General features: G+C 69.4%; 26 protein-coding genes. 12 read left to right on the top strand and 14 right to left on the bottom strand.

The genetic code is table 11. The annotated features are described in order from the left end of the window. Nucleotides 1-66 precede the first annotated feature (66 nt). Entirely contained in the window at nt 67-333 is a 267-nt protein-coding gene (locus Y958_RS00520; protein ID WP_244411033.1) for a DUF1289 domain-containing protein, read from the top strand. Nucleotides 334-353: 20 nt separating this feature from the next. Here the strand turns inward: Y958_RS00520 and Y958_RS00515 are convergent, their stop codons facing one another. The 5 genes from Y958_RS00515 to rsmI all read right to left on the bottom strand — a co-directional run bounded on the left by Y958_RS00515 (nt 354) and on the right by rsmI (nt 4,306). Beyond that, complete coding sequence (locus Y958_RS00515) at nt 354-566, bottom strand: hypothetical protein (RefSeq protein WP_040848069.1); 213 nt, start codon at nt 564-566, stop codon at nt 354-356. Between the two features lie 276 nt (nt 567-842). After that, complete coding sequence (gshB, locus tag Y958_RS00510) at nt 843-1,793, bottom strand: glutathione synthase (RefSeq protein ID WP_088870482.1); 951 nt, start codon at nt 1,791-1,793, stop codon at nt 843-845. Between the two features lie 118 nt (nt 1,794-1,911). After that, nucleotides 1,912-2,805, bottom strand: coding sequence for a SirB1 family protein (locus Y958_RS00505; protein ID WP_244909311.1), 894 nt, complete (start codon nt 2,803-2,805; stop codon nt 1,912-1,914). A gap of 141 nt (nt 2,806-2,946) precedes the next feature. Further along, nucleotides 2,947-3,339 carry a YraN family protein gene (locus Y958_RS00500; protein WP_244909310.1) on the bottom strand — a complete coding sequence of 131 codons (393 nt, stop codon included), beginning with the start codon at nt 3,337-3,339 and terminating at the stop codon, nt 2,947-2,949. Further along, a complete protein-coding gene (gene rsmI, locus Y958_RS00495; RefSeq protein ID WP_088870480.1) occupies nt 3,323-4,306 on the bottom strand; it encodes a 16S rRNA (cytidine(1402)-2'-O)-methyltransferase in 984 nt (327 codons plus the stop codon). The genes Y958_RS00500 and rsmI overlap by 17 nt, the downstream gene beginning before the upstream one ends. 37 nt (nt 4,307-4,343) lie before the next feature. Between rsmI and Y958_RS00490 the strand changes: the two genes are divergently transcribed. After that, nucleotides 4,344-5,735 carry a penicillin-binding protein activator gene (locus Y958_RS00490; protein WP_088870479.1) on the top strand — a complete coding sequence of 464 codons (1,392 nt, stop codon included), beginning with the start codon at nt 4,344-4,346 and terminating at the stop codon, nt 5,733-5,735. A gap of 18 nt (nt 5,736-5,753) precedes the next feature. On the opposite strand, the gene Y958_RS00485 is transcribed toward Y958_RS00490, so the two are convergent. From Y958_RS00485 to Y958_RS00475, 3 genes are all read right to left on the bottom strand, one after another. Then, nucleotides 5,754-6,032, bottom strand: coding sequence for a hypothetical protein (locus Y958_RS00485; protein ID WP_088870478.1), 279 nt, complete (start codon nt 6,030-6,032; stop codon nt 5,754-5,756). A gap of 171 nt (nt 6,033-6,203) precedes the next feature. After that, a complete protein-coding gene (gene znuB / locus Y958_RS00480; protein WP_088870477.1) occupies nt 6,204-6,995 on the bottom strand; it encodes a zinc ABC transporter permease subunit ZnuB in 792 nt (263 codons plus the stop codon). After that, nucleotides 6,988-7,818 (bottom strand): ATP-binding cassette domain-containing protein, encoded by an 831-nt coding sequence (locus tag Y958_RS00475; protein ID WP_211098504.1) that lies wholly within the window; start codon nt 7,816-7,818, stop codon nt 6,988-6,990. Before Y958_RS00475 ends, znuB begins: the two co-directional genes overlap by 8 nt. Nucleotides 7,819-7,986: 168 nt before the next feature. Between Y958_RS00475 and Y958_RS00470 the strand changes: the two genes are divergently transcribed. From Y958_RS00470 to Y958_RS00455, 4 genes are all read left to right on the top strand, one after another. Next, entirely contained in the window at nt 7,987-8,949 is a 963-nt protein-coding gene (locus tag Y958_RS00470; RefSeq protein ID WP_088870475.1) for a zinc ABC transporter substrate-binding protein, read from the top strand. Nucleotides 8,950-8,998: 49 nt separating this feature from the next. Then, nucleotides 8,999-9,799 (top strand): 4-hydroxy-tetrahydrodipicolinate reductase, encoded by an 801-nt coding sequence (dapB, locus tag Y958_RS00465; RefSeq protein ID WP_088870474.1) that lies wholly within the window; start codon nt 8,999-9,001, stop codon nt 9,797-9,799. Further along, nucleotides 9,799-10,743 carry a DMT family transporter gene (locus Y958_RS00460; RefSeq protein ID WP_088870473.1) on the top strand — a complete coding sequence of 315 codons (945 nt, stop codon included), beginning with the start codon at nt 9,799-9,801 and terminating at the stop codon, nt 10,741-10,743. The genes dapB and Y958_RS00460 overlap by 1 nt, the downstream gene beginning before the upstream one ends. Nucleotides 10,744-10,824: 81 nt before the next feature. Continuing rightward, a complete protein-coding gene (locus tag Y958_RS00455; protein ID WP_244909309.1) occupies nt 10,825-13,299 on the top strand; it encodes a patatin-like protein in 2,475 nt (824 codons plus the stop codon). On the opposite strand, the gene Y958_RS00450 is transcribed toward Y958_RS00455, so the two are convergent. After that, nucleotides 13,296-13,787 carry a DUF2244 domain-containing protein gene (locus Y958_RS00450; protein ID WP_088870471.1) on the bottom strand — a complete coding sequence of 164 codons (492 nt, stop codon included), beginning with the start codon at nt 13,785-13,787 and terminating at the stop codon, nt 13,296-13,298. The two genes, Y958_RS00455 and Y958_RS00450, sit on opposite strands and share 4 nt — an antisense overlap. Before the next feature lie 96 nt (nt 13,788-13,883). Then, entirely contained in the window at nt 13,884-14,648 is a 765-nt protein-coding gene (locus tag Y958_RS00445; RefSeq protein WP_088870470.1) for an SDR family oxidoreductase, read from the bottom strand. Nucleotides 14,649-14,784: 136 nt separating this feature from the next. On the opposite strand from Y958_RS00445, the gene Y958_RS00440 reads away from it, so the two are divergent. Continuing rightward, on the top strand, nt 14,785-15,696 hold the full coding sequence (locus Y958_RS00440) for a LysR family transcriptional regulator (RefSeq protein ID WP_088870469.1): 912 nt from the start codon (nt 14,785-14,787) through the stop codon (nt 15,694-15,696). A 177-nt stretch (nt 15,697-15,873) separates the two neighbouring features. Then, nucleotides 15,874-16,515 (top strand): endonuclease III, encoded by a 642-nt coding sequence (gene nth, locus Y958_RS00435; RefSeq protein ID WP_088870468.1) that lies wholly within the window; start codon nt 15,874-15,876, stop codon nt 16,513-16,515. Nucleotides 16,516-16,584: 69 nt separating this feature from the next. On the opposite strand, the gene Y958_RS00430 is transcribed toward nth, so the two are convergent. Both Y958_RS00430 and Y958_RS00425 read right to left on the bottom strand, forming a co-directional pair. Further along, the gene (locus Y958_RS00430; protein WP_088870467.1) at nt 16,585-17,232 is read right to left on the bottom strand and encodes a bactofilin family protein; all 648 of its coding nucleotides are present in this window, start codon (nt 17,230-17,232) and stop codon (nt 16,585-16,587) included. Between the two features lie 270 nt (nt 17,233-17,502). Further along, nucleotides 17,503-18,207, bottom strand: coding sequence for an EI24 domain-containing protein (locus Y958_RS00425; protein ID WP_088870466.1), 705 nt, complete (start codon nt 18,205-18,207; stop codon nt 17,503-17,505). Nucleotides 18,208-18,301: 94 nt separating this feature from the next. On the opposite strand from Y958_RS00425, the gene Y958_RS00420 reads away from it, so the two are divergent. The 4 genes from Y958_RS00420 to Y958_RS00405 all read left to right on the top strand — a co-directional run bounded on the left by Y958_RS00420 (nt 18,302) and on the right by Y958_RS00405 (nt 23,425). Beyond that, a complete protein-coding gene (locus Y958_RS00420) occupies nt 18,302-19,282 on the top strand; it encodes an adenosine kinase (protein ID WP_088870465.1) in 981 nt (326 codons plus the stop codon). Between the two features lie 192 nt (nt 19,283-19,474). Next, nucleotides 19,475-20,008 (top strand): inorganic diphosphatase, encoded by a 534-nt coding sequence (gene ppa / locus Y958_RS00415; RefSeq protein ID WP_004271346.1) that lies wholly within the window; start codon nt 19,475-19,477, stop codon nt 20,006-20,008. Between the two features lie 230 nt (nt 20,009-20,238). Next, nucleotides 20,239-22,962, top strand: a complete 2,724-nt coding sequence (locus Y958_RS00410) for a bifunctional acetate--CoA ligase family protein/GNAT family N-acetyltransferase (protein WP_088870464.1) — start codon at nt 20,239-20,241, stop codon at nt 22,960-22,962. Between the two features lie 166 nt (nt 22,963-23,128). Continuing rightward, a complete protein-coding gene (locus tag Y958_RS00405) occupies nt 23,129-23,425 on the top strand; it encodes a hypothetical protein (RefSeq protein WP_004271342.1) in 297 nt (98 codons plus the stop codon). Between the two features lie 141 nt (nt 23,426-23,566). Here Y958_RS00405 and xth read toward each other — a convergent pair whose 3' ends face one another. Further along, the gene (gene xth, locus Y958_RS00400) at nt 23,567-24,361 is read right to left on the bottom strand and encodes an exodeoxyribonuclease III (RefSeq protein ID WP_186291202.1); all 795 of its coding nucleotides are present in this window, start codon (nt 24,359-24,361) and stop codon (nt 23,567-23,569) included. A 68-nt stretch (nt 24,362-24,429) separates the two neighbouring features. Further along, complete coding sequence (locus Y958_RS00395; RefSeq protein ID WP_088870462.1) at nt 24,430-25,185, bottom strand: gamma-glutamyl-gamma-aminobutyrate hydrolase family protein; 756 nt, start codon at nt 25,183-25,185, stop codon at nt 24,430-24,432. Nucleotides 25,186-25,190: the final 5 nt, after the last annotated feature.

Raw genomic sequence — 25,190 nt, 5'->3', positions numbered from 1 at the left:
AAGGGCGACAGGAAACGCCCGCCGCCGCTATATCTGACAGTCCCGCAACCGACCGGCGCCGACACCGTGACCGACAGCCCCATCCCCTCGACCGGCCCCGATCCCAGGGTTCCCGATCCGGACGATTACGTGGCCAGCCCCTGTACCCGGGTCTGCCGTATCGACGCGCGCAGCGGCCTGTGCGCCGGTTGCCAGCGCACCTTGGAAGAGATCACCTTGTGGGGCGGGATGACGCCGGACCAGCGGCGCGCGGTGCTGGCCAGCCTGCCGGAGCGACGCAAGGCCAGGCGCAGCATGGTCCGCTGGCGCCATGGCGGCCAGCCGGGGACGTAAGCGTAGGGGATGGGGACGGGTCAGTCCGTCCGATTGTCCGGATCGTCGCCCTCGGCGAAGGCGCGAGCGCCCCACATGAGGCGTTCGATCTCACGGATACGGTCGCCCTGGCGGCGCAACCGTTCGGCATTGACGACATTGCCACCCGGCGCCCCATCGGGGCCCGAGCCCCTGGAAGCCCTGGGTGCCCGCTTGGGGCTGTCCTCCCCGCCGAGATCGTCCGCGCCAGCCATCGACCGCCTCATCGACCGGACGCCGATGCCGTGCCACGGGCGTCCTCTGGTTCATGTAACTATCACGAAGCGTATCATGGCCCTGGGCGACCCGCATCCCGGAAAGCCCGCCAAATCGTTCGGACAAGGTGATAATAAGTAGACGGTGTGACCTGATTTCAACGGTCCCCCGATCCCTATTTTCGCAGTGGGCTGCACCTGGCGTTTCCAGCGGCGGAAATGTCACACCAACGCCGCCAAGCCAGCCGCCGACCAGCCACCCTCGGCCCGATGGCTTCACCGTGACGCAGCGTACCGCCGCTCGATGGCGTCCCACAGAGTGGACTCGATGGCGCCGCCGTTCAGGCGGTTGATCTCCTGGATGCCGGTGGGGCTGGTCACGTTGATCTCGGTCAGGTAATCGCCGATGACGTCAATGCCCACGAACACCAGGCCCTTGTCGCGCAGCACCCCGCCGATGGTGGCGCAGATTTCGTGTTCGCGCTGGGTCAGGTCGGTCTTGGCGGCGCTGCCGCCGGCGTGGAAGTTGGCGCGGGCCTCGCCCTCCTGCGGCAGGCGGCTGACGGCGCCCACCGGCTCACCATCCACCAGCAGGATGCGTTTGTCGCCCTGGCGGATTTCCGGCAGGTACTTCTGCACGATGATGGGCTCGCGGTAGAGCTGGGTGAAGGTCTCCAGCAGGGCGCCCAGGTTCTCGTCATCCGGCTTCACATGGAAGACGCCGGAGCCGCCGTTGCCGAACAGCGGCTTCACGATGATGTCCTTGTATTCGCGGCGGAAGGCCAGGACCTCGTCCTTGGCGCTGGTGATCAGCGTGGGCGGCATCAGGTCCGGGAAGTGGGTGACGAACAGCTTTTCCGGCGCGTTGCGGACGGAGGCGGGGTCGTTCACCACCAGGGTCCTGGGATGGACGTGTTCCAGCAGGTGGGTGGCCGTGATGTAGGCCATGTCGAAGGGCGGGTCCTGGCGCATCAGCACCACGTCGACGCTGGCCAGATCCAGCGTCTCGACCGGGCCGAAGGTGTGGTGGTTGCCCCGTTCGCGCCGCACCTCCAGAGGCCGGGCGGTGGCCACCAGGCGGCTGTGGCGGAAGGCCAGGTCCTGGGGCAGGTAGTGGTAGAGGGTGTGCCCCCGCCGTTGCGCCTCCAGCGCCATCATGAAGGTGCTGTCGGTATCGATGTTGATGGAGTGCATCGGGTCCATCTGAATGGCAACGGACAGGCTCATTCTCATCTCCCCCACCCCGGCGGTCCGGCGGTGCTTGGCTGGCAAAGGATAGGACTGTGGCCCGCATGGATCGGCCCGGCTGCGGCGCCAATCACACAGGGGGTGAATAAAGGTCGGGTCAATTCAGGCGATTGCGCAAATGCTGCACTAAGGTGGCCGCCTGGTCCAGCAACTGGGCGGACGTGCCGGCGCGGGTTCCCAGGTCCAGGAAGGTCTCGAACGCCGAGATGGCGGTGGTGATATGGCCCAGCTGGGCCTGCAGCAGGCCGGATTCGCGCCACAGCGCCACCTGGCCCGGGGCCATCAGCAACATGGCCTCCACCGCCTCGGCCGCCAAGTCGGGCCGTTCGCCGCGCATGTGCAGCAGCTTCACATTGTTATGCAGGCGCAGGAGGACGTCGCGGTTGCCCACGGGGGCGTAGTGGTCCGGTTCCAGTTCCGCCGCGGCGCCCGAGGTCTGCTTGATCAGGTCGCGCAAGTCGACCACGCTCAGCACCCGGCCGCCGCCGAAGGGGTCGATGATGGCGCGGTCACCGCCGTGATCGAGGCGGATGAGGAAATGGCCGGGGAAATTCAGGCCCACCATGTGCCAGCCTTGGGCGCGGGCGGCGTGCATGTAAAGGATGCCGAGCGCCACCGGCAGGCCCCGGCGCCGATCGATGACCCGCGCCAGATTGGCGTTCTGCAAATCCTCATAGGTGGCGCTGTCGCCCTCATATCCCATGCGGTCCACCAGGGCGCCGCGCAGCGCGTCCAGGCACTCCTCCAGGGTCAGCGCCTCCGGCGCGCGGCCGGCTGTCAGCTTGGCCACGGCGGCCGAGAGGGCGGTGAGATGCCGGCGGTAGGGCGCCAGGCCGGTGTCGCCGCTGGACAGGATCGCCAGCGCCAGGGCGGTTTCCGCCAGGTCGATATCCTCGTCACGCATCTGGCCTACGGCGCGCAACAGCGCGCGGGCTTGCGCCTGGCCCTTGCCGGCGCGGGTGCTGCGATTCTGGGACCCCTGGCTGGTCACGGATTGGATGCTCCCTCCGGCATCGGCCCTGCGGCGCCGGGCTTTGGGGGGCCAGGCTTTTGGGGAGATAGCGCATCGCCGGGGCCGATGTCGACCACCAATGCCGCCGGAACCTTCAATGACCCCGTATGGAACGCGCCGTCAGGAGGGCCGCCAGGCGTCCGGCCTGTGCAGCGGCCAGCGCCGGGGCCGGACGATCATCAGGTCGAAGCGGACGGCGTGGCGCGCCAGCCGGGGCCGGGCAGCGACGTAGAGGCCGGCGGCCCGTTCCAGCCGGCGCCATTGCGCCAGGCTGACGGCCAGGTGGCCCAAATCCTCCGTCGGGCGCGCCTTGACCTCGACGATGACCAGCAGGTCGCCCCTGGCCGCCACGATGTCGATCTCCCCCGCCGGGGTGCGGCAGCGGCTGGCCAGCACACGGTAGCCCTTCAGCCGCAGGGCCAGGCGGCACCAGGCCTCCGCCCAGCGGCCCAGGCGCTCGCCGGAGCGGCCCTTCAGCGTCTTTCTTGCCAGCCGTTCAGCCCGCGTCATCATTGGAAATCTCAAGCGCCCGTTGGTAGACCTGCTTGCGGGGTGCGCCGCTGGCCTCCGCCACCGTGGCGGCGGCGTCGCGGACGCTGAGGGTGCGCAGGGCGGCGCGCAGCAGGCCGTCGATGTCGACCTCCTCCCCAGCGGCGTCGAGCGGCGGCCCGATGACCACCACCACCTCGCCCTTGGGCGGTCCGTTCTCAGCATAGTGGGCGGCAAGCCCGGGCAGGGTGCCGCGCCGCACCTCCTCGAACAGCTTGGTCAGTTCACGCGCCACCGCCACCTCGCGCCCGCCCAGCACCTGGGCGGCGTCGGCCAGTAGGTCGGCCAGGCGCTGGGCCGACTCGAACAGCACCAGGGTGGCGCGCACCGGTGCCAGTTCCTCCAGCGCTGCCCGGCGGGCACCCGTCTTGTTGGGCAGGAAGCCCGCGAACAGGAAGCGGTCGGAGGGTAGCCCCGCCAGCACCAGGGCGGTCAGGGTGGCGCTGGCGCCCGGCAGGTGGGTGACGTGCAGGCCCTGGTCGCGGGCCTCGCGCACCAACTTGTAGCCGGGGTCGGAGATCAGCGGCGTGCCGGCGTCAGACACCAGGGCGATGGCCTCGCCCGCCGCGATGCGGGCCAGCAGCTGGGGCCGCATGCGGGCGGCGTTGTGCTCGTGATACGGCAGCAAGGGCTTGCGCACCTGGTACCGGGCCATCAGCTTGGCCGTCACGCGGGTGTCCTCGCAGGCGATGGCGTCCACGCCCTTCAGCGTTTCCAGCGCGCGCAGCGTGATGTCGCCGGCGTTGCCGATGGGGGTGGCGACGACATGCAGGCCAGGCGGCGGTTTACGCGCGAGGGCGCTGCCGCTAGGCTCTGCCCCGTCCTCGTCCGGCGGGATGTCCCCGTCCGACGGAACGCCATCGTATGGGTCGTTGCCGGCGTCGACAGGGCCGGCAACGACATCGTCGACAGGTGGTTGCTGCGGTTTCATGGGATCAACGGGTGGGTTTGCGATGAAGTATGCCGGGATGTCCGCCACGACGGCGGCGGCCAGGACCGCAGCGACGCTGCTGACGCTGGCCTTGCTGGCGGGGGCCTTGCTGGCGGGCTGCGCCAGCCAGCCCACGGTAACGGCCCCGCCGCGCGCCGCGCAAGCACCGCAGCAGTCGCCCCAGCAGGCGACCGGGCCGCAAGCGGCCCAGCCCCAGCCCGAGACGGCCCCGGCCCAGGCGGAAGCGGCCCCCGCGCCGGCCACGGTGCCGGCGGATGAGACGGTGCGCGTGGCCCTGCTGCTGCCCCTGTCGGGCAAGGCCGCCAGCCTGGGCGAGGCCATGCAGCAGGCGGCGCAGATGGCGCTGTTCGACACGGCCGACAGCCATTTCCAACTGCTGATCCGCGACACCAAGAGCACGCCCGAGGGGGCGTTGGCCGCGGCGCAGGACGCGCTGGCCGCCGGCGCCACCCTGTTGATCGGCCCGGTCTACGGCGTGGACGCCAAGGCGGTGGCGCCGGCGGCGGGCACGGTGCCGGTGCTGAGCTTTTCCAACGACGCGACGGTAGCCGACACGCACGCCCCGGCGGGCGGCACCTGGGTGCTGGGCTTCCAGCCGCAGGATCAGGTGGCCCGCGTGGTCAGCTATGCCGCCAGCCGCGGCCTGACCCGCCTGGCGCTGCTCGCCCCGGTGGGCAGCAACGGCGACATGGTGGAGCAGGCCATGCGCGACGCCGCCGCCAAGGCAGGCGCCGACGTCACCCGCGCCGCGCGCTATCAGCCCACGCAGAAGGACGTCAGCGACACCATCAAGCGGTTGTCCAACTTCGAGCAGCGCCACGCCCAGATGGCGGCGGCGCGCGAGACGGCCGCCGCTGCCAAGGAGGGGGGCAAGGACGGCAAGCCGATGGCGGCCGTGGAGGATCTTTCCTTCCAGGCCATCCTGATCGCCGAGGGCGGCCAACGGCTGAAGGAGGTGGCGCCCCTGCTGCCCTTCTTCGACATCGACCCCGGCCCCGTGCGCTTTCTGGGCACCGGCCAGTGGGATGAGCCCGGCATCGGGCGTGAGCCGGCGCTGGTGGGCGGCTGGTACGCCAGCGCCGCCCCGGACGCGCGCCAGGGCTTCGAGAAGCGGTTCAACGACGTATACGGCCAGCGCCCGCCGCGCCTGGCCACCCTGGCCTATGACGCGACCGCCCTGGCCGCCGTGCTGGCCAAGGGCCACAAGGCCTATGTCCGGGAAAACCTGACTGACCCCAACGGCTTCGCCGGCATCGACGGGGTGTTCCGCCTGCTGCCCACCGGCCAGGTGGAGCGGGGCCTGTCCGTGCTGGAAGTGACCAAGACCGGCGTGACCGTCGTGGATCCGGCACCCACCAGCTTCACGCCGGTGACGGCCCCGGCGCCCAGCCCGAACACCGGATCATAAATCGCTTACCGGGACGCCTTACCGGGATGCAGTGCGCGGCGCGTCCATATCCAGGTAAAAGCCATCCAGGTCGGCGCTGTCCAAATCGGGAAGACCGAGGTCGGCGGCCAGGTCCTGGGCCAGGGATCGTCGGGTGGCGGCGGCGGCCAGTTCGAACCAGGCGAGGCGGGCCACGCGGCTGGCTGCCGAGTGGTCGGTGTCGCGGCGCAGTTCCCCGGCGATGAAGCCTTGGCTCATTGAGCCGGCGGACGCCTGCGCATAACCGGCCTTCATGCCGGTGGGGGAGAACCGATCCAAACCATGCTCCATCGTCATGTCTGCCACACACCAGGTGGGCGTCGGTTCACGTACTGTTAATTAGATAGTGACCGAAAGGACGCGGCTCGGGTAGAAAAATTATGCTTAAAAATTAGTTAAAACGGTGTGCGACCGCGAACACTGCACCACCTGCGGTGGCCGGCGGCTTTCTCAACGGGTCCCACCCCTTGGGAAAAGCTGGGACAGGAGAAACAACGCGGCCGCAGCAACCACCACCGCCGGCCCCGCTGGCAGGTCGGCGCGGAAAGAGGCACCCAGGCCACCGCAGACCGACAACGCGCCGATGGCGGCAGCCAGACCGGCCATTATTTCCGGCGTGCGGGCGAATCGGCGCGCGCAGGCGGCCGGGATGATCAGCAAGGCGGTGATCAGCAGCACGCCCACCACCTTCATGGCCAGCGCGATGGTGGCGGCCATCAGCATCATGAAGCCGAGCTGCGTGGCCAGCACGGGCACGCCCTCCACCCGCGCCAGATCCTCGTTCACCGTCATGGCCAACAGGGGGCGCCACAGCCAGGCCAGCAGGGCCAGTACCACGGCCCCGCCGCCCCAGATCCAGGCCAGGTCGCCGCCGCTGACGGCCAGGATGTCGCCGAACAGATAGGACATGAGGTCCACCCGCACCGTCTGCAGCAGGGCCACGGCGATGAGGCCCAGGCTGAGCGTCGTGTGGCTGAGCAGTCCCAGCAGCGTATCGGTGGCGAGCTTGCGCTGGCGCTGCATCAGCACCAGCACGCCAGCCAGCGCCAGCCCCACCAGCGCCACAGCCAGCATCAGGTTGATGCCGGCGACAAAGCCCAGCGCGATGCCCAGCAGGGCGGCGTGGGACAGGGTGTCGCCGAAATAGGCCATGCGCCGCCAGACGACGAAGCAGCCCAGGGGACCGGCCACCAGGGCGACGCCGACGCCGCCGGCCAGCGCGCGCAACAGGAAATCATCCATGGGGCTGTTGGTCCTTGGGAGGGTGCCCGTCCTCGGGCCTGGAATCGTGCGTGTGCTGGCAGCCGGGCGTGGCGGCGCCATGGCTGTGCGGCCCGGCCGCGGACAGCCAGGCCGGCATGGCCAGCGGATCGATACCGAACAGGGCCTGGAAATCGGGATGGCGGCGCACATCCTCCGGCCGGCCGGCAGAGCAGACATGGCCGTTCAGGCAGATCAGGCGGTCGGTGCCGGAAATGGCGTAGCTGAGATCGTGGCTGACCATCAGCACGCCACAGCCGTGGCGGCGGCGGATGGCGTCGATCAAGGCGTACAGGGTGGCCTGGCCGGCCACGTCCACCGCCTGCGCCGGTTCGTCCAGCACCAGCAGGTCGGGCCGGCGCAGCAGGGCGCGGGCCAGCATGACACGCTGCAACTCCCCACCCGATAGCGCCTGTACCGGGCTGTCGGCCAGGCTGGCGGCGCCCACCTCGCCCAGCGTCTCATCCACCGCCGCGTCGGTCACCGGGCCCCAGAGAGCCAGCAGCCGCCGCACGGTCAGGGGCAGGGTGGCGTCCACGGCCAAGCGCTGGGGCATATAGCCGATGCGCAGGCCGGGCTTGCGCCACACCGTGCCACCGCTGGGCCGCTGCAGCCCCAGCACGGCGCGCAGCAAGGTGGACTTGCCGGCGCCATTGGGGCCCACCAGGGTCACGACCTCACCAGCCGACACCACCAGGTCCACCGACTGCAGCACCGTACGCCGGCCGAACTGCACCGTCAGGCTGGTGGTCTTGATAAGCGCCGCCTCAGGCGACATCTCTGGAAACTCTGCGTCGGACGGCATGGACCCTTCCTGGCGGGGAAACCGGCCCCAGGTTCCAAGACGCCTGCGACACGGGTATGCGTGCCCCCCGGCTTTACGGCATCCGGACCGACTTGACAAATGTTATAGTATAACATTGCATGTTGGGACGCGCGTGTCCCCGGCGCTTTTTTACCCGATTGGCATCCCATGTCCCCCTTCCGCATCCTGTCCCTGGTCGCCCTGCTGTGGCTGGCGTTCACCGTCCCGTCGCGCGCGGACGCGCCCACGGCGCCCAAGGTGGTGGCGAGCGTGAAACCGGTGCATTCCCTGGCGGCAGCGCTGATGCAGGGGGTCGGCCAACCCAAGCTGTTGGTCGACGGCACGGCCAGCCCGCACAGCTTCAGCCTGAAGCCCTCGGACGCCAGCGCCCTGTCCCAGGCCGACATCGTGTTCTGGATGGGGCCGACCTTGGAGCCCTTCCTGGTGAAGCCGCTGGCCAGCCTGGCCCGGGGCGCCCACATCGTCACCCTGATCGAGGCGCCGGGCCTGCGCCCCCTGGCCCTGCGCAGCGCCGGCGCCTGGGCGGATGGCGAGTCCCAACAGGATGAGCACCCCCACCTGGTGCCCGCCGTCGTGGGCGGGGCCGCCGACAATCAGATCGACGGCCACGCTTGGCTGGATCCCGCCAACGCCAAGGCGATGGCCCGCGCCATGGCCGACGCCCTGATCCAGCACGACCCGGCCGACGCCGCCCGCTATCGCGATAACCTGGCCGCCCTGCTGCGCAGCCTGGATGCCTTGGATGCGGAGATCGGCGCCATCCTGGCGCCCGTGAGCACCAAGCCTTTCGTCGTCTTCCACGACGCCTTCCATTACCTGGAAGCCCGCTACCGCCTGGACGGCGTGGGCGCCATCACCCTGAACCCGGAGGTGCGGCCGGGTGCCGCCCGCCTGAGCCAGCTGCGCGCCCGCATCCAGGCCTCCGGCGCCACCTGCGTCTTCGCCGAGCCGCAGTTCGAGACGGCGCTGATCGGCACCCTGGTGGACGGGACCCAGGCCAAGCGCGGCGTGCTGGACCCGGAAGGCGCTCTGCTGCCGGCCGGCCCTGATCTTTACGCCACCTTGATGCGCGCCAACGCCCATGCCCTGGCGGGGTGCCTGGGCGGGTAAGCTGTGTTAAGACCGCCCCACGGAATTTCTGGCGGGTGGGGATGACATCATGCGGATCGGGATCGTGGGCTGTGGCGGCCGGATGGGCCGCATGCTGATGCGGGAGGTGTTGGACACCCCCGGCGCCACCCTGTCGGGCGGCACCATGCGTCCCGGCAATCCCGACCTGGGCAAGGATCTGGGCACCCTGGCCGGGCTGGAACCCGCCGGTATCGTCTCCACCGGCGATGTGGACGCCCTGTTCGCCGCCAGCGACGCCGTCATCGACTTCACCACCCCCGCCGGCACGGCCGCGCACGCCGCGCTGGCCGGCCGCCACGACACCGCCCTGGTGGTGGGCACCACCGGCCTGGCGCCGGACCAGCAGGCCGCCATCGACGCCGCTTCCAAGACGGCCGCCCTGGTGCAGGCGCCTAACATGAGCCTGGGCGTGAACCTGCTGCTGGCCCTGGTGGAAGACGTGGCGCGCACCCTGGGGCCCGATGTCTGGGATATCGAGATCGTGGAGATGCACCACCGCCACAAGGTGGACGCCCCCTCCGGCACCGCGCTGGGCCTGGGCCGCGCGGCGGCGGCCGGTCGCGGCGTCGACCTGGCGGCCGTGTCCGACCGGGTGCGCGACGGCCACACCGGCGCGCGCGAGGCCGGGCACATCGGTTTCGCCACCCTGCGCGGCGGCGATGTGGTGGGCGACCACACTGTCATCTTCGCGGCCGAGGGCGAACGTATCGAGCTGACGCACAAGGCCGGCAGCCGCGCTATCTTCGCGCGGGGTGCCGTGCGGGCCGCGATCTGGGCCGGCGGCAAGGGCCCCGGCCTCTACAGCATGCGCGACGTGCTGGGCCTGTAATGACCGACGCCGCCGCCGAGCTTTCTGCCCCACCCGGCCGCTGGGCCCACCCCGGCCTGCGGGGGGCGTTGTGGGGGCTGCTGGCGGTGGCGGTGTGGGCGGGGTCCTTCGTCATCACCCGCATGGGCGTGAAGGCCGGCCTGAACGCCTTCGACTTGGTGGCCCTGCGCTTCGCCACCGCCGGCGCCCTGATGGTTCCCATCCTGCGCCGCCGGGGCCTGGCCTTCGACCGGCTGGGCCTGGGCGGCCTGGTCCTGCTGGTGGCGGGCTCCGGAGCGCCCTATGCGCTGATGCTGGCGGCCGGGGCCCGCTACGCCCCCGCCTCGCACGCGGCGGCCCTGACTCCCGGCCCCATGGCGGCCATGACCGCGCTGCTGGGCGCCCTATTCCTGCGCGAACGCCTGCCGGTCATCGGCTGGGCCGGCGTGGGCCTGATTCTGGGCGGCAGCGCCTTGATCGGCGGGCCCAGCCTGTTCAGCGGATCGGGTGAGGGGGCGGCCCTGGGCCACGCCCTGTTCCTGGGCGGGGCACTGATGTGGGCCGTCTACGTCATCGTCCTCAGGCGTAGCGGCGTGGGCCCGCTGCACGCCACCGCCATCGTCGCCACCGGGTCGGCGCTGCTGTACCTGCCGCTCTATCTTTTGGTGTTGCCCAAGGGCATCGGCCAGGCGGCCTTGCCCGACATCGCGCTGCAGGCCATCTACCAGGGCTGCTTCACCACCCTGGTGGGCCTGGCGGCCTTCAACCGCGCCGTGGTCCTGCTGGGCGCCACCGGGGCCGCCGCCCTGCCGGCCCTGATCCCCGTGGTCACGCTGGGTCTGGGCACCCTGATGCTGGGCGAGTCGCCCAGCCTGGCGGAGACGGCCGCCACCCTGCTGATCGGCGGCGGCGTGCTGGTCACGACACTGGCGCGCAATCGTCGCCCCCCACCCTCAAAAACTTAAAGTCTCAAAGACTTAATTGACCGCCCCGGATCGCGGCGCGACAGTCGGGGCGGGAGAAACCACCGCCTCGGATGCCATGCCGTGAAGGAAAAAGAACTGCGCATGGCGCTCGTCTGCTACGGCGGGGTGTCGCTGGCCGTGTACATGCACGGCGTCACCAAGGAACTGCTGAAGCTGGCCCGCGCCTCGCGCGTTTTCCACGGCACCCACGATCCCCGGCTGCGCAACACCGGCAGCTACCAGGCGCTGCAGGACGATCTGGCCCACCGCATCGGCTACAGCAGCGGCGCCAGCCTGGACGGCGGCGCCCAGACGCCGGACACGGAGGAGGTCTACGTCGCCCTGCTGCAGGAGGTGGGCGCCCATATCGACCTGCGCATCGTCATCGACGTCATCGCCGGATCGTCCGCCGGCGGCATCAACGGCGTGCTGCTGGCCCGCGCCCTGGCCCATGACCTGGACCTGGACGCCCTGACCGAGCTGTGGCTGGACGGCGCCGACGTCACCAACCTGATGGTGGAGGACGGCCGGGCGACGAAATGGAGCAAGTGGTTCCTGAAGCCCTTCCTGGCTTATGGCCTGGGCCGGCTGATGCGGCTGGCGCCGGATGACGAGATGCGCTGGAAGCTGTCCATGTTCGTGCGCTCCCGCTGGTTCAAGCCGCCCTTCGACGGCATGCGGCTGATGGAGATGCTGCTGGACGCGGCCGCCGCCATGGGTCGGCCGGTCAGCCCCTATGCCTCGCTGCTGCCGGCGGGGCAGTCTCTGTCCCTGTTCGTCACGGTCACGGACTTCCACGGCTTCCTGCAGCGCATCCCCGCGCACGATCCGCCCACGGTGGAGGAGCGGGAGCATCGCCACGTCCTGAAGTTCCACTACCGCCGCTGGCCTGGCGGCCGGGTGGACACGGATTTCGGCGAGGGCTCCATCCCCGGCCTGGTGTTCGCCGCCCGCGCCACCTCCTCCTTCCCCGGCGCCTTCACACCGGCGCACCTGAGGGCGCTGGACGGCCTGCTGGCCCGGCGGGGGCAGGCTTGGCCGGAGCGGGAACGCTTCCTGAAGCGCAACTTTCGCCGCTACACCGCCGCCGGCGTGGACCCGGGGCGCATCAGTTTCATCGACGGCAGCGTGCTGAACAACAAGCCCTTCGCCGAGGCCCTGCGCGCCATTTCCGGCCGCCCGGCCTATCGCGAGGTCGACCGCCGGCTGATCTACATCGATCCCGACCCCGCCCACCTGAAACGGGTGGCCAAGGCGGAGACGCCGGGCTTTTTCCGCACGCTCAAGGGGGCATTGTCGGACATTCCGCGCAATGAGCCGGTGCGCGATGAACTGGTGTCCATCGACCGCAACAACGCGCGGGTGCACCAGTTGCGCTCCGTCATCGATGCCGCCCGCCCCGGCATCACCCAGCTGGTGCATGAGGTGGTGGGGGGTGAGCCGCCGGCCGAACTGACCTACGCCCAAATCCATGACTGGCGGGAAATCGCCAACGGCCGCGCGGCCCAGGAGGCGGGCTTCGCCTATGAGGCCTACGTCCGCCTCAAGCTGACCTCGGTGCTGGACGCCATGGGCCGGCTGGTGGCGGTGGGCTGCGGCTATCAGCCGGGCACGGCCGCCGCCCGCCAGGCCACGGAGGCGCTGCACGCCTGGGCGCGGGCCACCGGCATCACCCCCGACCAGGTGACAACCTGGAGCCGGGAGCGGCGGGAAGACGGCCTGCCCGGCGGCGACGCGCCACCCTGGGTGCGCTTCCTGCTGGCCTTCGACGTGGGGTTCCGCGGCCGGCGCCTGCGCTTCGTCATCCGCGCCCTGAATGAGCTGTATGCCCGGCTGGAGGAAGACGAGTTCACCGACGTCGCCGCCCGCGACCTGGATGAGATCAAGGCCAATCTCTACGACTGCCTGGAACGGCTGCGGGTCTACGAGTCCGGCGCCTTCCTGAACGCCGACGAGCGCGAGGCCCTGGCGGTGCCCTTCGTCGAGCCTCTGGCCATGGGCCGCCAGCCGGACGTGGCGGCGGTGGACCAGGTGATGTGGGACCTGGCGCGGCGCATCGACCTGAACGCCATCAACCAGCAGGTGGATGAGATCTTCGCCCTAATGGGCCTGAACATGCTGGGCGTGGCGGCGCGGCGGGAGCTGTTCGTGGCCTATGTCGGCTTCGCCTTCTGGGACGTGCTGACCTTTTCCATCAGCGGCTGGCGCGAGCTGGACGATTTGGAGGAGGTGCGGGTGGATCGCATCAGCCCCGACGACGCCCGCTTCTGCCAGGCCATGGGCGGCGCCATCCCCCTGAAAGGGCGGGAGATCAACCACTTCGGCGCTTTCTTCAGCCGCGTGCACCGTGAGAGCGACTATCTGATGGGCCGCCTGCATGCCGCCGACCGCCTGGTGGATCTGGTGCTGGACGCCGCCGGCCGCCCGCCGGGCGTGGATGGTCCCGGCCTGAAGCGCCGCCTGTTCGCCGCGATAGCCCGGACGGAGCGCCAGCGCCTGGGTGACAAGTCACCGGCGTTGCGCTGGCTGGAAACCATGCTGGCGGAAGGGGGCTAAAAACCCGCGCGCTTGTGCTTGGCCAACGCCTCGCTCAGCGTGCTGGCCACCTGCACCCGTTCCTCCATGGGCAGGAAGGCGCCCACCACCAGGCGCTTGCCGTGGCTGGTCAGCACCACCTGGCTGTCGTGTTGGGCGGGGTCGTCCATATGGACGCGCAGCCAATAGGGGATGAAGGACCAGCTGCGGCTGGGGCGGCGGGGTTCCACCCGCTCCACCGTCAGGGCCTGGTCGGTCAGTTCCACCCGCTCATACAGCCGGGCGGAGCGGTAACTGGCACGGAAGGCCAGGTAGATCACCAGCACGTCCACCCCGCAGAAGCCGATGACGGGCCAAGCGCCGCGCAGGAAAAAGACCAGGCCCACGCCGAAGCTGACCGCCGCCACGATGCCCATGAGGATGCGGAACCCCTGCGGCGACAGGCTGCGGTGGGGCCGCAGGATGACGCTGAACCAGGTCTGCCTCAGGGTGGTTTCGTCGTGGATCATGGACAAAACAGTAGGGCGGCCTCACCACCCGGTAAAGGCCGCCCCGTGCGGGGCACCAGGCCCCGGTCATGCTGTCCACGCTTGGGTACGCACACCTTAGCTACGGGTTATCGAAATGCCGCCGTCCACCAGCTGGGCGGTGCCGGTGACGAACGACGAGTCGTCCGACGCCAGGTAGAGGACGGCGCGGGCCAGTTCCTCCGGCTGGCCGGCGCGGCGCAAGGCGTGGGCGTTGTTCACCCAGTCGCGCTTCTCCGCCGTGTCGTTGGCGGCGTGGTACATCTCGGTCTCCACGGCCCCCGGCAGCACGGCATTGACCCGCACGCCCTGGGGGCCGAACTCGGCGGCCAGCGCCTGGGTCAGGCCGATCAGGCCGGACTTGCTGGCGGCGTAGGCGGCCAAGCCGGGGAAGGCGAAGGTGTGGCCGACGAAGGTGGAGGTGAAGACCACCGAACCACCGCCGTTCTTCGTCATCTGGGCGATCTGGTGCTTGGCGCCCAGGAAGGGACCGGTCAGGTTCACGGCCAGGGTGTCGGCCCAACCGGCCTCGCTCACGCCGGTGCTGGGGCCTGTCTCACCCAGGGTGCCGGCGTTGTTGAAGGCGATGTCCAGGCGGCCGAAACGTTCCACCGCCAGGGCCACCAGGGCCTGGTTATAGTCCTCATGCTGGACGTCGCCGGCCAGCGCCACGGCCTGGCCGCCGGCGGCGGTGATCTCAGCCACCAGGCTGTCCAGTTCCGCCTGGCGGCGGGCGCCGACCACGACCTTGGCACCTTCCGCCGCGAACAGCTTGGCGGTGGCGCGACCGATGCCTGAGCTGGCGCCGGTGACGAGGGCGACCTTGTTCTGTAAACGAGCCATTTTTCTCTCCGATGCTGGGGTCGGCGCGACGACCGCGCCGCTGACAGACAAAGGTTTACCTTTCAGCGGCGCTTGCATCGACGGGGTGAAAGTGACCTTATGATTCATCTTTCCTGAATAATGCCAAGGGTGCCCCATGGACAGGCTGCGCGCGTTCGAGGTGTTCGCCACGGTGGTGGCCCGGGGTGGCTTCGCCAAGGCGGCGGACGCCCTGAACACCTCACCCGCCAACGTCACCCGCTATGTCAACGAGCTGGAGACCTACCTGGGCAGCCGGCTGCTGAACCGCACCTCGCGCCGGCTGTCGCTGACCGAGGCGGGCGAGGCGCTGTATGAGCGGGCGCAGACCATCCTGGAGGAGGTGGCGGAGGCGGAGGCACTGGCATCCGCCACCACACTGAAGCCCCGGGGGCGGCTGCGGGTGAACGCGCCGCTGAGCTTCGGCATCCGCCACCTGGCACCGCTGTGGCCCCGCTTCATGGCGCAGTATCCCGACGTGCTGCTGGACATCGCCCTGACCGACCGGGTGGTGGACATGGTGGAAGAGGGCTTCGACCTGGGCATCCGCATCTCGCGTGGCGGGTCGCCCACCTATGCCGCGCGCAAGCTGGCCACCTCCCGCAACGTGCTGTGCGCGGCGCCCGACTATCTGGCGCGCCAGGGCGTGCCGCGCACGCCGGACTGCCTGGCCAACCACGTGCGCGTCGCCTACAGCTATACCGGCGTGCCGGAGGACTGGGTGTTGCTGGACCCGGAGGGCAAGCCCGTCACCGTGCGCGTCCCCATCCGCCTGGTGACCAACAACGGCGACACCGCCCGCGCGGCAGCCCTGGCGGGACAGGGCATCATCTGGCAGCCCACCTTCTTGATTGGCGACGACCTGCGCGCCGGCCGCCTGGTGCCGGTGCTACCGGATCACCGCATTCCCGACATCGACATCCTGGCCGTCTATCCCAGCCGCCGCCATGTCAGCGCCAAGGTCCGCGCCCTGATCGACTTCCTAGCCGACGCCTTCCACGGCACCCCGGCGTGGGAGTGCCGCGCTTGATCAAAAGGCGCCGCCACCCGTAGATTTGCCGGCCCGCTGCATCGGGCAAACCAGCGCATCTCCTTTTTACCCTAGGCCGCGACGGCGGCCGCCGGAAGTTTCCGGGGAGCGTCAGCGGACTGGAAACTGAGGATAAGCCAAGGGGCGCATGCCCCGCCGGCGCTTGAGGCCCCGAACATGAAACGCGCGAACATCGAGGAATTCTTCCGCAGGCTGGCGGAGCGGGATCCGGAGCCGAAGACGGAACTGGAGTATGTGAACCCCTACACCCTGCTGGTGGCGGTGGTGCTCTCGGCCCAGGCCACGGACGTCGGCGTGAACAAGGCGACCAAGGCGCTGTTCAAGATCGCCGACAACCCGGCGGCCATGGTGGCGCTGGGGGAGGCCACGGTGCGGGACCATGTGAAGACCATCGGCCTGTACAAGACCAAGGCCGCCAACGTCATCCGCCTGTCGGAAATCCTGCTGGAGAAGCACGGCGGCCAGGTGCCGCGCAAGCGCGAGGATCTGGAGGAACTGCCGGGTGTGGGCCGCAAGACGGCCAACGTGGTGCTGAACGTGGCCTTCGGCGAGCCGACCATCGCCGTCGACACCCATATCTTCCGCGTGTCCAACCGCACCGGCCTGGCACCGGGCAAGACGGTGGAGGCGGTGGAGGAGAAGCTGGTGAAGGTGGTGCCCAAGGCCTATCGCCTGCACGCCCACCACTGGCTGATCCTGCATGGGCGCTATATCTGCAAGGCGCGCAAGCCCGACTGCGCCGTGTGCAGCGTTATCGACCTGTGCGCCTATGAGGCCAAGACGGTGCTGACGGCTTAAGTCGTTCCGGAAATGAAACGGGCCAGCCCCGGCAGGGACTGGCCCGCGGAAATTGGGTTGGCTGAAGGCTTACGCCTCGGCACCCTCGGCGACGACGGCCTCGACTTCCTTCACCGGACGGGCCCGGGACTCACCGGTCAGCGTCTCGATGGTGCCGACCAGCAGGCCGCCCTGTTCCACTTCCAGCACGCCGTAGCGGATGTTGCCTTGGATGCGGCCAGTGGAGCGGACGCGCAGGGTGCCGCGCACGGAGATATCGCCTTCGAAACGACCGCCGATGTCGGCCTCGTCAATCTCGACCGAGCCCTTGAACAGGCCGCTGTCGGTCACCTCGATGGCGCGGCCCTCGCGCAGCTTGGCTTCCACCGTGCCTTCCACCACCAGGATGTCGCAGGCGGCGATTTCACCGGACAGGGAAATCTCACGGCCGACGATCAGTTTGCGCATGTCGTTGGTAGGCAAGGGGGCATTTCCTTCGGTACCGGTGGGGGCGACACGCCGGGGCGGCGTGCCGGGAATTTCCACGACACGGCGCGGAATGTCACTACGAAAACCACCGGTGGCCGCGCCGGCCGGCGCCGGAGTAGCGGGCGTGGCCGGCACCGGCGTAGCGCCGGCGCCCAAGCCGCCGCCACCCCCAAGGCCGCTGTTCCCCAGGCCAAGCGAAGGCTGACCCGGCGTCGGTGTGGGGCCGGGCGTCGGCGTCTTGAACTGCATATCGATCCCCTTGTCTAAGGGCCCCCTGCTGGCCGCGGCCAGATTGGATGGAGGCTCCGGTTCGGAAACGGGTTCCACGGCCGGGGAGGCCGGGGGCGTGGGCTCAGCCACCGGAACAGGCGTGCGAAGGTCGGCCGGCTTGGCCGGGTCGCCACCGGGGCCCAGGTTCGGTCGGTTACGTCGGAACATCGGCGTTGTCCCCAAATCTTCGTGTCGCGCGGCCGGCCCAGCCCAACTCGGGACCGGACAGGTCGTTGAAGGTCGTTCTTTTTATGAGTTCGCCCGGGGTGCGACCGGCAGCGGACTTCGCGTTCCGCCTGTGGGCAGGAACCCGCCGAACAGGTGGAGCATGAAGGCCGTCGCCAGAACCGGCGCGAACAGATTCACAACAGGCAGCAAGGAAATAAAGGCAATAATGAGGCCTGCGCAAAAAATTCGCCCCCTATAGCGCAGACGGAGTAGACGCGCCTGGTCCGGGGGCATGCGGCGCACCGCCACCTGGTCGAAATACTGCCGCCCCAGCAAGAAACCGTTGGCCAGCGGATAGGCCACGGCACCCACCGGCGGCAAAAGCCATAAGGGCAGCACGGCGACGTTGACGATGATCAGCAGGGCTGTGAACCGCAGGGCGATAGCGGCCTCTTCCACCACGCCGGCGTCGCGGGGCGGCGGCAGGGTGGGGTACCACCGACGCTCTACGGCGCGGGCCACCGGTTCCAGCAGCATGCCGGCGATGGCCGCCACCACAACCAGGAAGAAGTACCAGGCCAGCGCCACGACACCCAGGGCGCCCGCCACCGTGACCAGGGGATCCAGCCAGGCCTTGCCCGTGGGATGCAGGCGGTCCAGCCCCCAGGAGACGGCCACCCCCAGCACGATGAACGACAGCAGCGTCAGGATGAAGGAACGCGCCATCACCCGCAGCAGGGCGGGATCGAAAGCTTGGGCAAGGGTGCGGAACAGGGCGCGGATCATCTCAGCATCCTAGGTAGTATGCCCCCGCGCTTGCCGCAAGCGGCCCCATCTCTATACTGCGGCCCTAAGTTTTTGCCGATCCGGAGGATTTTAAGTGACGGCTGAATTGGATGTGGTTGGGATCGGCAACGCGATCGTCGACGTGATCACGCAGACGACCGACGTTTTCCTGGCGGACAACCGCCTGGACAAGAACAGCATGCGCCTGATCGACACGGCCGAGGCCGAGGCGCTGTACGCCAAGATGGGCCAGGGCATGGAGATGTCGGGCGGTTCCGCCGGCAACACCATGGCCGGCATCGCCATGCTGGGCGGCAAGGGCGCCTTCATCGGCAAGGTGGCGGGCGACCAGCTGGGCCAGGTCTACCGCCATGACATCGAGGCGGTGGGCTCGCGCTTCGTCACCACCGACCTGGCAGACGGCACGCCCACCGGCCGCTGCCTGATCCTGGTGACGCCGGACGCCGCGCGCACCATGAACACCTACCTGGGCGCCGCCGTGCGCCTGACCCCGGCCGACATCGACGAGGCGCTGATCGCCTCGGCCCAGGTCACCTACATGGAAGGCTACCTCTGGGATCCGCCGGCCGCCAAGGAGGCCTTCCTGAAGGCGGCGTCGGCCGCCCATGGCGCCGGCCGCAAGGTGTCGCTATCCCTGTCCGACGCCTTCTGCGTGAACCGCCACCTGGACAGCTTCCGCGATCTGGTGGCCGGGCATGTCGACGTGCTGTTCGCCAATGAGGCGGAGATCACCGCGCTTTACGGCACCGACTTCGATCAGGCGGTACAGGCGGTGCGCGGCCAGGTGGCCGTGGCGGCGCTGACCCGCAGCGAGAAGGGTGCCGTCATCGTCACGCCGGATGAGATCGTCACCGTGCCGGCCGCCCCGGTGGCCAAGGTGGTGGATACCACCGGCGCCGGCGACCTGTTCGCCGCCGGCTTTCTCTACGGCTACACCCGGGGCCGCGCCATGGCCGCCTGCGGCACCATGGGCGCCATTTGCGCGGCCGAAATCATCAGCCACTACGGCGCGCGCTCGCAGGCCGACCTGCGCCAGCTGGTGGCGGGCGTCTAGGCGCCCCCGCTTTCGAAGGGAATGGCGGTTGTGGATGGGCGTTCCCGCATGGGCGTCCATCCGCCGCCGCTATCCTTTGCCCGCTTTTTTTCGCAGGTGCACTCGCATAGACTGCGCCGCGCCGGGCACCCCTTCGGGCCCCGAACCCCTCATCACGGTTCAACCGTTTGTCGTGACGCAAAGGCAACTTCCATGGACATGAGCAAGATCCCGGTCGGCAAGAACGCCCCGTGGGACATCAACGTCGTCATCGAGATCCCGCAGGGCGGTCAGCCGGTGAAGTACGAGGTGGACAAGGACTCGGGCGCCATCTACGTCGACCGCTTCCTGCACACCGCCATGTACTACCCGGCCAACTACGGCTTCGTGCCCCACACCCTGTCGGGCGACGGCGACCCGGCCGACGTGCTGGTGGTCAGCAACACCCCCGTGGTCCCGGGCGTGGTGCTGCGCTCGCGCCCCATCGGCGTGCTGCTGATGGAGGACGAGGCCGGCATGGATGAGAAGATCCTGGCCGTGCCGGTGGACAAGCTGCACAGCTTCTACACCAACGTCAGCAGCTACAAGGACCTGCCGGAGATCCTGGTGGAGCAGATCGCCCACTTCTTCGAGCACTACAAGGACCTGGAGAAGGGCAAGTGGGTGCGCATCGTCCGCTGGGGCGACGCCGACGAGGCCGCCAAGATGATCAGCGACGCCATGGAGCGCTACAACGCCCAGAAGTAACGTTCGGCCTGCGCTGAGGGTTGGATCGGGGGCGGTGCCAGAGGGCGCCGCCCCTTTTCCTTTGGCGCCTATCGCCAAGGAGTGCCGCACCAGCCTTGGTCGGGGGCGCCGTTGCGGCTAGGCTGGCGAAAAGCTTGAGACATGTCATGGCCGTGCCACCGGGTGCTGCTATGGTCGGCCCCAAGCCCAGTCCGGCATCGGGGAACGGCAGAGGACAGAAGGAAGGCCATATGACCATCCGCAACCTGCACCACCTGTTCAAGCCGTCGTCCATCGCCCTGATCGGCGCCAGCCGCCGTCCGCACACCGTGGGCGCGGTGGTGGCCCGCAACCTGTTCGCCGGCGGCTTCGACGGGCCCATCATGCCGGTGAACCCGCAGGAACGCTCGATCGAGGGGGTGCTCACCTATCCCGACGTGGCGTCGCTGCCCGTGGTGCCGGACCTGGCCGTCATCTGCACCCCGCCCTCCACCGTGCCGGAGCTGATCCGCCAGCTGGGCGAGCGCGGCACCAAAGCCGCCGTGGTCATCACCGCCGGCTTCGCCGAGCTGGGGGAGGCGGGCAAGGCCCTGCAGCAACAGGTGCTGGACGCCGCCAAGCCGCATCTGCTGCGCGTGGTCGGGCCCAACTGCCTGGGCGTCATGGCGCCCGGCAACGGCCTGAACGCCAGCTTCGTCCACGTGCCGCCGCTGAGGGGCGACATCGCCCTGCTGGCGCAGAGCGGCGCCGTCGTCACCTCGGTCGTCGACTGGGCCACGCCGCGCGGCATCGGCTTTTCCCACCTGGTGTCGCTGGGCGGCATGGCCGACGTCGACTTCGGCGACCTTCTGGACTTCATGGCCCAGGACGGGCACACGCGCGCCATCCTGCTGTATGTCGAGGCCATCGCCCATGCCCGCAAGTTCATGTCGGCCGCCCGCGCGGCGGCGCGCTCCAAGCCGGTCATCGTCATCAAGGCCGGCCGGTCGGACGAGGCGGCGCGCGCCGCCAGTTCCCATACTGGCTCGCTGGCCGGGGCCGACGCCATTTACGACGCCGCCTTCCGCCGCGCCGGCATGCTGCGCGTGGGGGAGCTGAGCGAACTGTTCGACGCGGTGGAGACGTTGGCCACCGGCGTGCAGATCAAGGGCGACCGCCTGGCCATCCTGACCAACGGCGGCGGCATGGGCGTGCTGGCCACCGACAGCCTGATCGAGCAGGGCGGCCGCCTGGCCCAGCTGTCGCCCGAGGCCATCGCCAAGCTGGACAACCTGCTGCCCCCGACCTGGAGCCACGGCAACCCCATCAACCTGCTGGGCGACGCCAACGGCAAGCGCTACGCCGACGCCCTGGCGGTGCTGCTGGAGGAGAAGGGCTGCGACGCCATCCTGGTGATGAACTGCCCCACCGCCGTCGCCGACAGCGGTGAGGCGGCGCGCGCCGTCATCGACACCCTGCGCGGCAAGCGCTTCCCCGTGCTGGCCAACTGGCTGGGCGAAGGGGCGGCGGTGGAGGCGCGGCGCCTGTTCGCCGCCAACCGCATCCCCAGCTATCAGACCCCGGACGAGGCCATCCGCGCCTTTATGCACCTGGTGCGTTACCGCCGGAACCAGGATGAGCTGATGGAGGTGCCGTCCACCGTGCCGGATCAGTTCGTGTACGACGGCGTGGCGGCCCGGGTGCCCATCGAGCAGGCCCTGGCCGAGGGCCGCGCCTGGCTGTCGGAATACGAGGCCAAGCAGGTCTTGCGCGCCTATGGCATCCCGGTCGTGGAGACGGTGACCGCCGCCAACCCGGAGGAAGCGGAGGCGGCCGCCCGCAGGCTGGCCATGCCGGGCCGGAACAGCCGGCTGGCCCTGAAGATCCTGTCGCCCGACATCACCCACAAGTCGGACCTGGGCGGTGTGGCCCTGAACCTGGCGCCCGACGAGGTGCGGCTGGAGGCGGAGGCCATGCTGGCCCGCATCCGCACGGCGGCCCCCGGCACCCGCATCGAAGGCTTCACGGTGCAGCAGATGGCCCACATGCCGGGGGCCGTGGAGCTGATCGTGGGCATGGCGGACGACCGGCTGTTCGGCCCGGTGCTGGTGTTCGGCCAGGGCGGCACGGAGGTGGAGGTGGTGCAGGACAAGGCGCTGGCCTTGCCGCCGCTGAACATGAACCTGGCGCGCGAGATGATGGCCCGGACCCGCGTGCACAAGCTGCTGCAGGGCTATCGCCACCGCCCGCCGGCCGACCTGACCGCCATCGCCCTGACCCTGAACAAGGTGTCGCAGCTGGTCATCGACTTCCCCGAGATCCAGGAACTGGATATCAACCCGCTGTACGCCGGGGCGGACGGCGTCATGGCCCTGGACGCCCGCATCCGCGTGGCGCCGCCGCTGGAGCCGGGGGCGGCGCGCCTGGCCATCCGCGCCTATCCGAAGCGGCTGGAGCAGCATGTCCAAATCCATGATGGGCGCGAGTTCCTCATCCGGCCCATACGGCCGGAGGATGAGCCGCTGATCCACGACATGATCGCCCGCACCGCCATCGAGGACATCCGCCTGCGCTTCTTCGCGCCCATGCGCCGGCTGTCACGCGCCATGGCCGCCCGCCTGACCCAGATCGACTATGACCGCGAGATGGCCCTGGTGGCCATCGCCCCCGACCCGGCACCGCCACCGGCCGAGGGGTCGGACCTGCGCCCGGGCGACGAGGCCATCTTCGGCACCGTGCGCATCACCGCCGACCCGGACAATGAGAAGGCGGAATACGCCGTGCTGGTGCGCAGCGACATGAAGGGCAAGGGCCTGGGCTATCTGCTGATGACCCGCATCCTGGACTACGCCCGCACCCGCGGCATCCGCGAGGTGTTCGGCGAGGTGCTGCGGGAGAACGTCACCATGCTGCAGATGTGCCGCGACCTGGGCTTCAAGCAGACCGACTATCCGGACGACCCTGGCATCGTCGAGGTGCACTACACCTTCGGCTGAAGCAAGGGCCGCTGAAGACAAGACATAGATGCCAAATTAAGTAAAATTGTCTGTATTCCGGGTTTGCCTGCCTGCAGGACTCCCGACTGCCGCCGCATGACTGCCCGCTTATTTACGCCGTCGGCGCGTATTGACTCATCCTTAAGGAAAGCGTTGAGTCATTCGCATGATTGTCCCGCCCACCATCGCCCAGGCCGTGCCGACCCCGGTGCTGACGCCGCAGCAGCAGTCGCCGACGCAGAACCCGTCGTTCCTGGCGGCCGTCGCCGGTGCGCAAGGGTCGGCAAAGCCGGTGGCGACCCAGACGGCCACCGCGGCGCAGCCGACCGGCAAGTCTGAAGGCAGTAAGGACAACCGCAGCGGCACCGACACGGGCCAGGCGACCGACACCGGCGCCAACGCCGTCCGCGCCCGCAGCAGCGCCCACCCCTGGCGCGGCCAGATGCTGGACGTGACGGTTTAGCGGTTCCCTCAGGCGTCGGGCGCGGTCATCCGGCCGCTCGGCTATCCTCGCTTTCCAGTCCGCCTGCGGCTCCCCAGAAAGCTCCGGCGGCCGCAGTCGCGGCCTAATAGTTAATATGCGGCCGCACCTCCCGCCGCCGCTTCACACATCCAGATCGATCATCACCGGCACATGGTCCGATGGCTTGGGCCCCCAGCCGCGCGCCTCGCGCAGCACGGTGTAGCCCAGCAGCCGCGGCACCAGGGGCGGGGTGACCCAGATGTGGTCCAGGCGTCGACCGCGGTCGGACAGGCCCCAGTCGGCGGAACGGTAGGACCACCAGGTGTAGAGCTTCTCCGACGCGGGAAGGAAATGGCGCACGGCGTCCACCCACTCCCCGGCCTGCATCATGGCATCCATCTTCTCCACCTCGATGGGGGTGTGGGAGATGACGTTCAGCAGCTGGCGGTGGGACCAGACGTCGTTTTCCAAGGGCGCGATGTTGAGGTCCCCCACCAGGATGCGGGGCTTTCTCCGGTCCTCCAACGCCTCGCCCCAGGCGGCCAACTCATCCAGGAAGCGCAGCTTGTGCCGGAACTTGTCGTTCAGGTCGGGGTCGGGGATGTCGCCGCCGGCGGGGATATAGAAGTTGTGCAGCTCGATCCCACCTGGCAGCTCCGCCTGCACATGCCGGCAATCCTGCCGCTCGCACCACAGTGCGCCGCCCGTGCCGGACAGCGGCAGGCGGGAGAGGATGGCCACACCGTTATAGCTTTTCATCCCCCGGACATGGGCATGGACATAGCCCCGGTCCGCCAGCGCCTTCAGCGGGAAGGCGTCATCGATGACCTTGGTTTCCTGCAGGCAGAGGATATCGGGGCCGTAGTCGTCAACCAGGCGCAGGACCATGTCCAGGCGCAGCCGCACCGAGTTGATGTTCCAGGTGACGATACGCAAGGCGGCCTCTTGAGCGACGGGGAAACACAGGGTGTACCCGTCGCCCGCCGCTGGAACAAGTGCGGAACTCAGCCCTCGCGGGCGGCAGCCCGTACCCGCACCGCGTCGCCGAAAGCCTTGAACAGCGCGACGGAGGCCGGGTCTTCCCAGAAGCGCCATTCGGGGTGCCATTGCACGGCCAGGGCGAAGGTGGCGCCCTCGACCCGCACGGCCTCGATCAGGCCGTCGGGGGCCGTCGCCTCCACCACCAGGCCGGGGGCCAGGCGGTCTATGCCCTGCTGGTGCAGGGAATTGACGGTCATGCGTTCGCGCCCGGTGAAGCGGGCCATCAGGCCATCAGGGGCCAGGTCCACGGCGTGGGCGCCGCCGTACTGCACCTCCAGCGGCTGGGTCTCGTCATCGCGGTGGTCCATCAGGCCGGGCACATCCTGCACCTTCTGGTGCAGGGTGCCGCCCAGGGCCACGTTCAGTTCCTGCAGGCCGCGGCAGATGGCGAACAGCGGCAGGTCGGCGTCCAGCGCCGCGCGGTATAGGGGCAGGGTGGTGGCGTCGCGCGCCAGGTCATGCAGGGTGCCGGGTTCCGACAGCGGGCCCTGGTAGCGATCGGGGTGCACATTGCTGGGGCTGCCGGTGAACAACAGGCCGTCGAGACGGGACACGACCTCCGCCGCGTTGTACCGGTCACCCAGGGCGGGCAGCAGCACCGCCAGGGCGTGGGCGCCATCCGACACGGCGCGCACATACTTGTCGCCCACCACATGGAAAGGATGGCGGCCCAGGGTGCGGTAGTCGGCGGATACGCCAACAACAGGCAAACGGGTCATCGCTA

It is taken from the genome of Nitrospirillum viridazoti CBAmc (assembly GCF_000730165.1).
GTDB lineage: Bacteria > Pseudomonadota > Alphaproteobacteria > Azospirillales > Azospirillaceae > Nitrospirillum > Nitrospirillum viridazoti.
This window is presented reverse-complemented; position numbering and strand designations above follow the sequence as displayed.

Bases quoted from the DNA above. Each gene is read 5' to 3' on its own strand.
- Y958_RS00515 (WP_040848069.1), bottom strand. From the start codon at position 566: ATGGCTGGCGCGGACGATCTCGGCGGGGAGGACAGCCCCAAGCGGGCA.
- gshB (WP_088870482.1), bottom strand. From the start codon at position 1,793: ATGAGCCTGTCCGTTGCCATTCAGATGGACCCGATGCACTCCATCAAC.
- Y958_RS00500 (WP_244909310.1), bottom strand. From the start codon at position 3,339: ATGATGACGCGGGCTGAACGGCTGGCAAGAAAGACGCTGAAGGGCCGC.
- rsmI (WP_088870480.1), bottom strand. From the start codon at position 4,306: ATGAAACCGCAGCAACCACCTGTCGACGATGTCGTTGCCGGCCCTGTC.
- Y958_RS00490 (WP_088870479.1), top strand. From the start codon at position 4,344: ATGTCCGCCACGACGGCGGCGGCCAGGACCGCAGCGACGCTGCTGACG.
- znuB (WP_088870477.1), bottom strand. From the start codon at position 6,995: ATGGATGATTTCCTGTTGCGCGCGCTGGCCGGCGGCGTCGGCGTCGCC.
- Y958_RS00475 (WP_211098504.1), bottom strand. From the start codon at position 7,818: ATGCCGTCCGACGCAGAGTTTCCAGAGATGTCGCCTGAGGCGGCGCTT.
- Y958_RS00470 (WP_088870475.1), top strand. From the start codon at position 7,987: ATGTCCCCCTTCCGCATCCTGTCCCTGGTCGCCCTGCTGTGGCTGGCG.
- dapB (WP_088870474.1), top strand. From the start codon at position 8,999: ATGCGGATCGGGATCGTGGGCTGTGGCGGCCGGATGGGCCGCATGCTG.
- Y958_RS00460 (WP_088870473.1), top strand. From the start codon at position 9,799: ATGACCGACGCCGCCGCCGAGCTTTCTGCCCCACCCGGCCGCTGGGCC.
- Y958_RS00450 (WP_088870471.1), bottom strand. From the start codon at position 13,787: ATGATCCACGACGAAACCACCCTGAGGCAGACCTGGTTCAGCGTCATC.
- Y958_RS00445 (WP_088870470.1), bottom strand. From the start codon at position 14,648: ATGGCTCGTTTACAGAACAAGGTCGCCCTCGTCACCGGCGCCAGCTCA.
- Y958_RS00440 (WP_088870469.1), top strand. From the start codon at position 14,785: ATGGACAGGCTGCGCGCGTTCGAGGTGTTCGCCACGGTGGTGGCCCGG.
- nth (WP_088870468.1), top strand. From the start codon at position 15,874: ATGAAACGCGCGAACATCGAGGAATTCTTCCGCAGGCTGGCGGAGCGG.
- Y958_RS00430 (WP_088870467.1), bottom strand. From the start codon at position 17,232: ATGCAGTTCAAGACGCCGACGCCCGGCCCCACACCGACGCCGGGTCAG.
- Y958_RS00425 (WP_088870466.1), bottom strand. From the start codon at position 18,207: ATGATCCGCGCCCTGTTCCGCACCCTTGCCCAAGCTTTCGATCCCGCC.
- ppa (WP_004271346.1), top strand. From the start codon at position 19,475: ATGGACATGAGCAAGATCCCGGTCGGCAAGAACGCCCCGTGGGACATC.
- Y958_RS00410 (WP_088870464.1), top strand. From the start codon at position 20,239: ATGACCATCCGCAACCTGCACCACCTGTTCAAGCCGTCGTCCATCGCC.
- Y958_RS00405 (WP_004271342.1), top strand. From the start codon at position 23,129: ATGATTGTCCCGCCCACCATCGCCCAGGCCGTGCCGACCCCGGTGCTG.
- Y958_RS00395 (WP_088870462.1), bottom strand. From the start codon at position 25,185: ATGACCCGTTTGCCTGTTGTTGGCGTATCCGCCGACTACCGCACCCTG.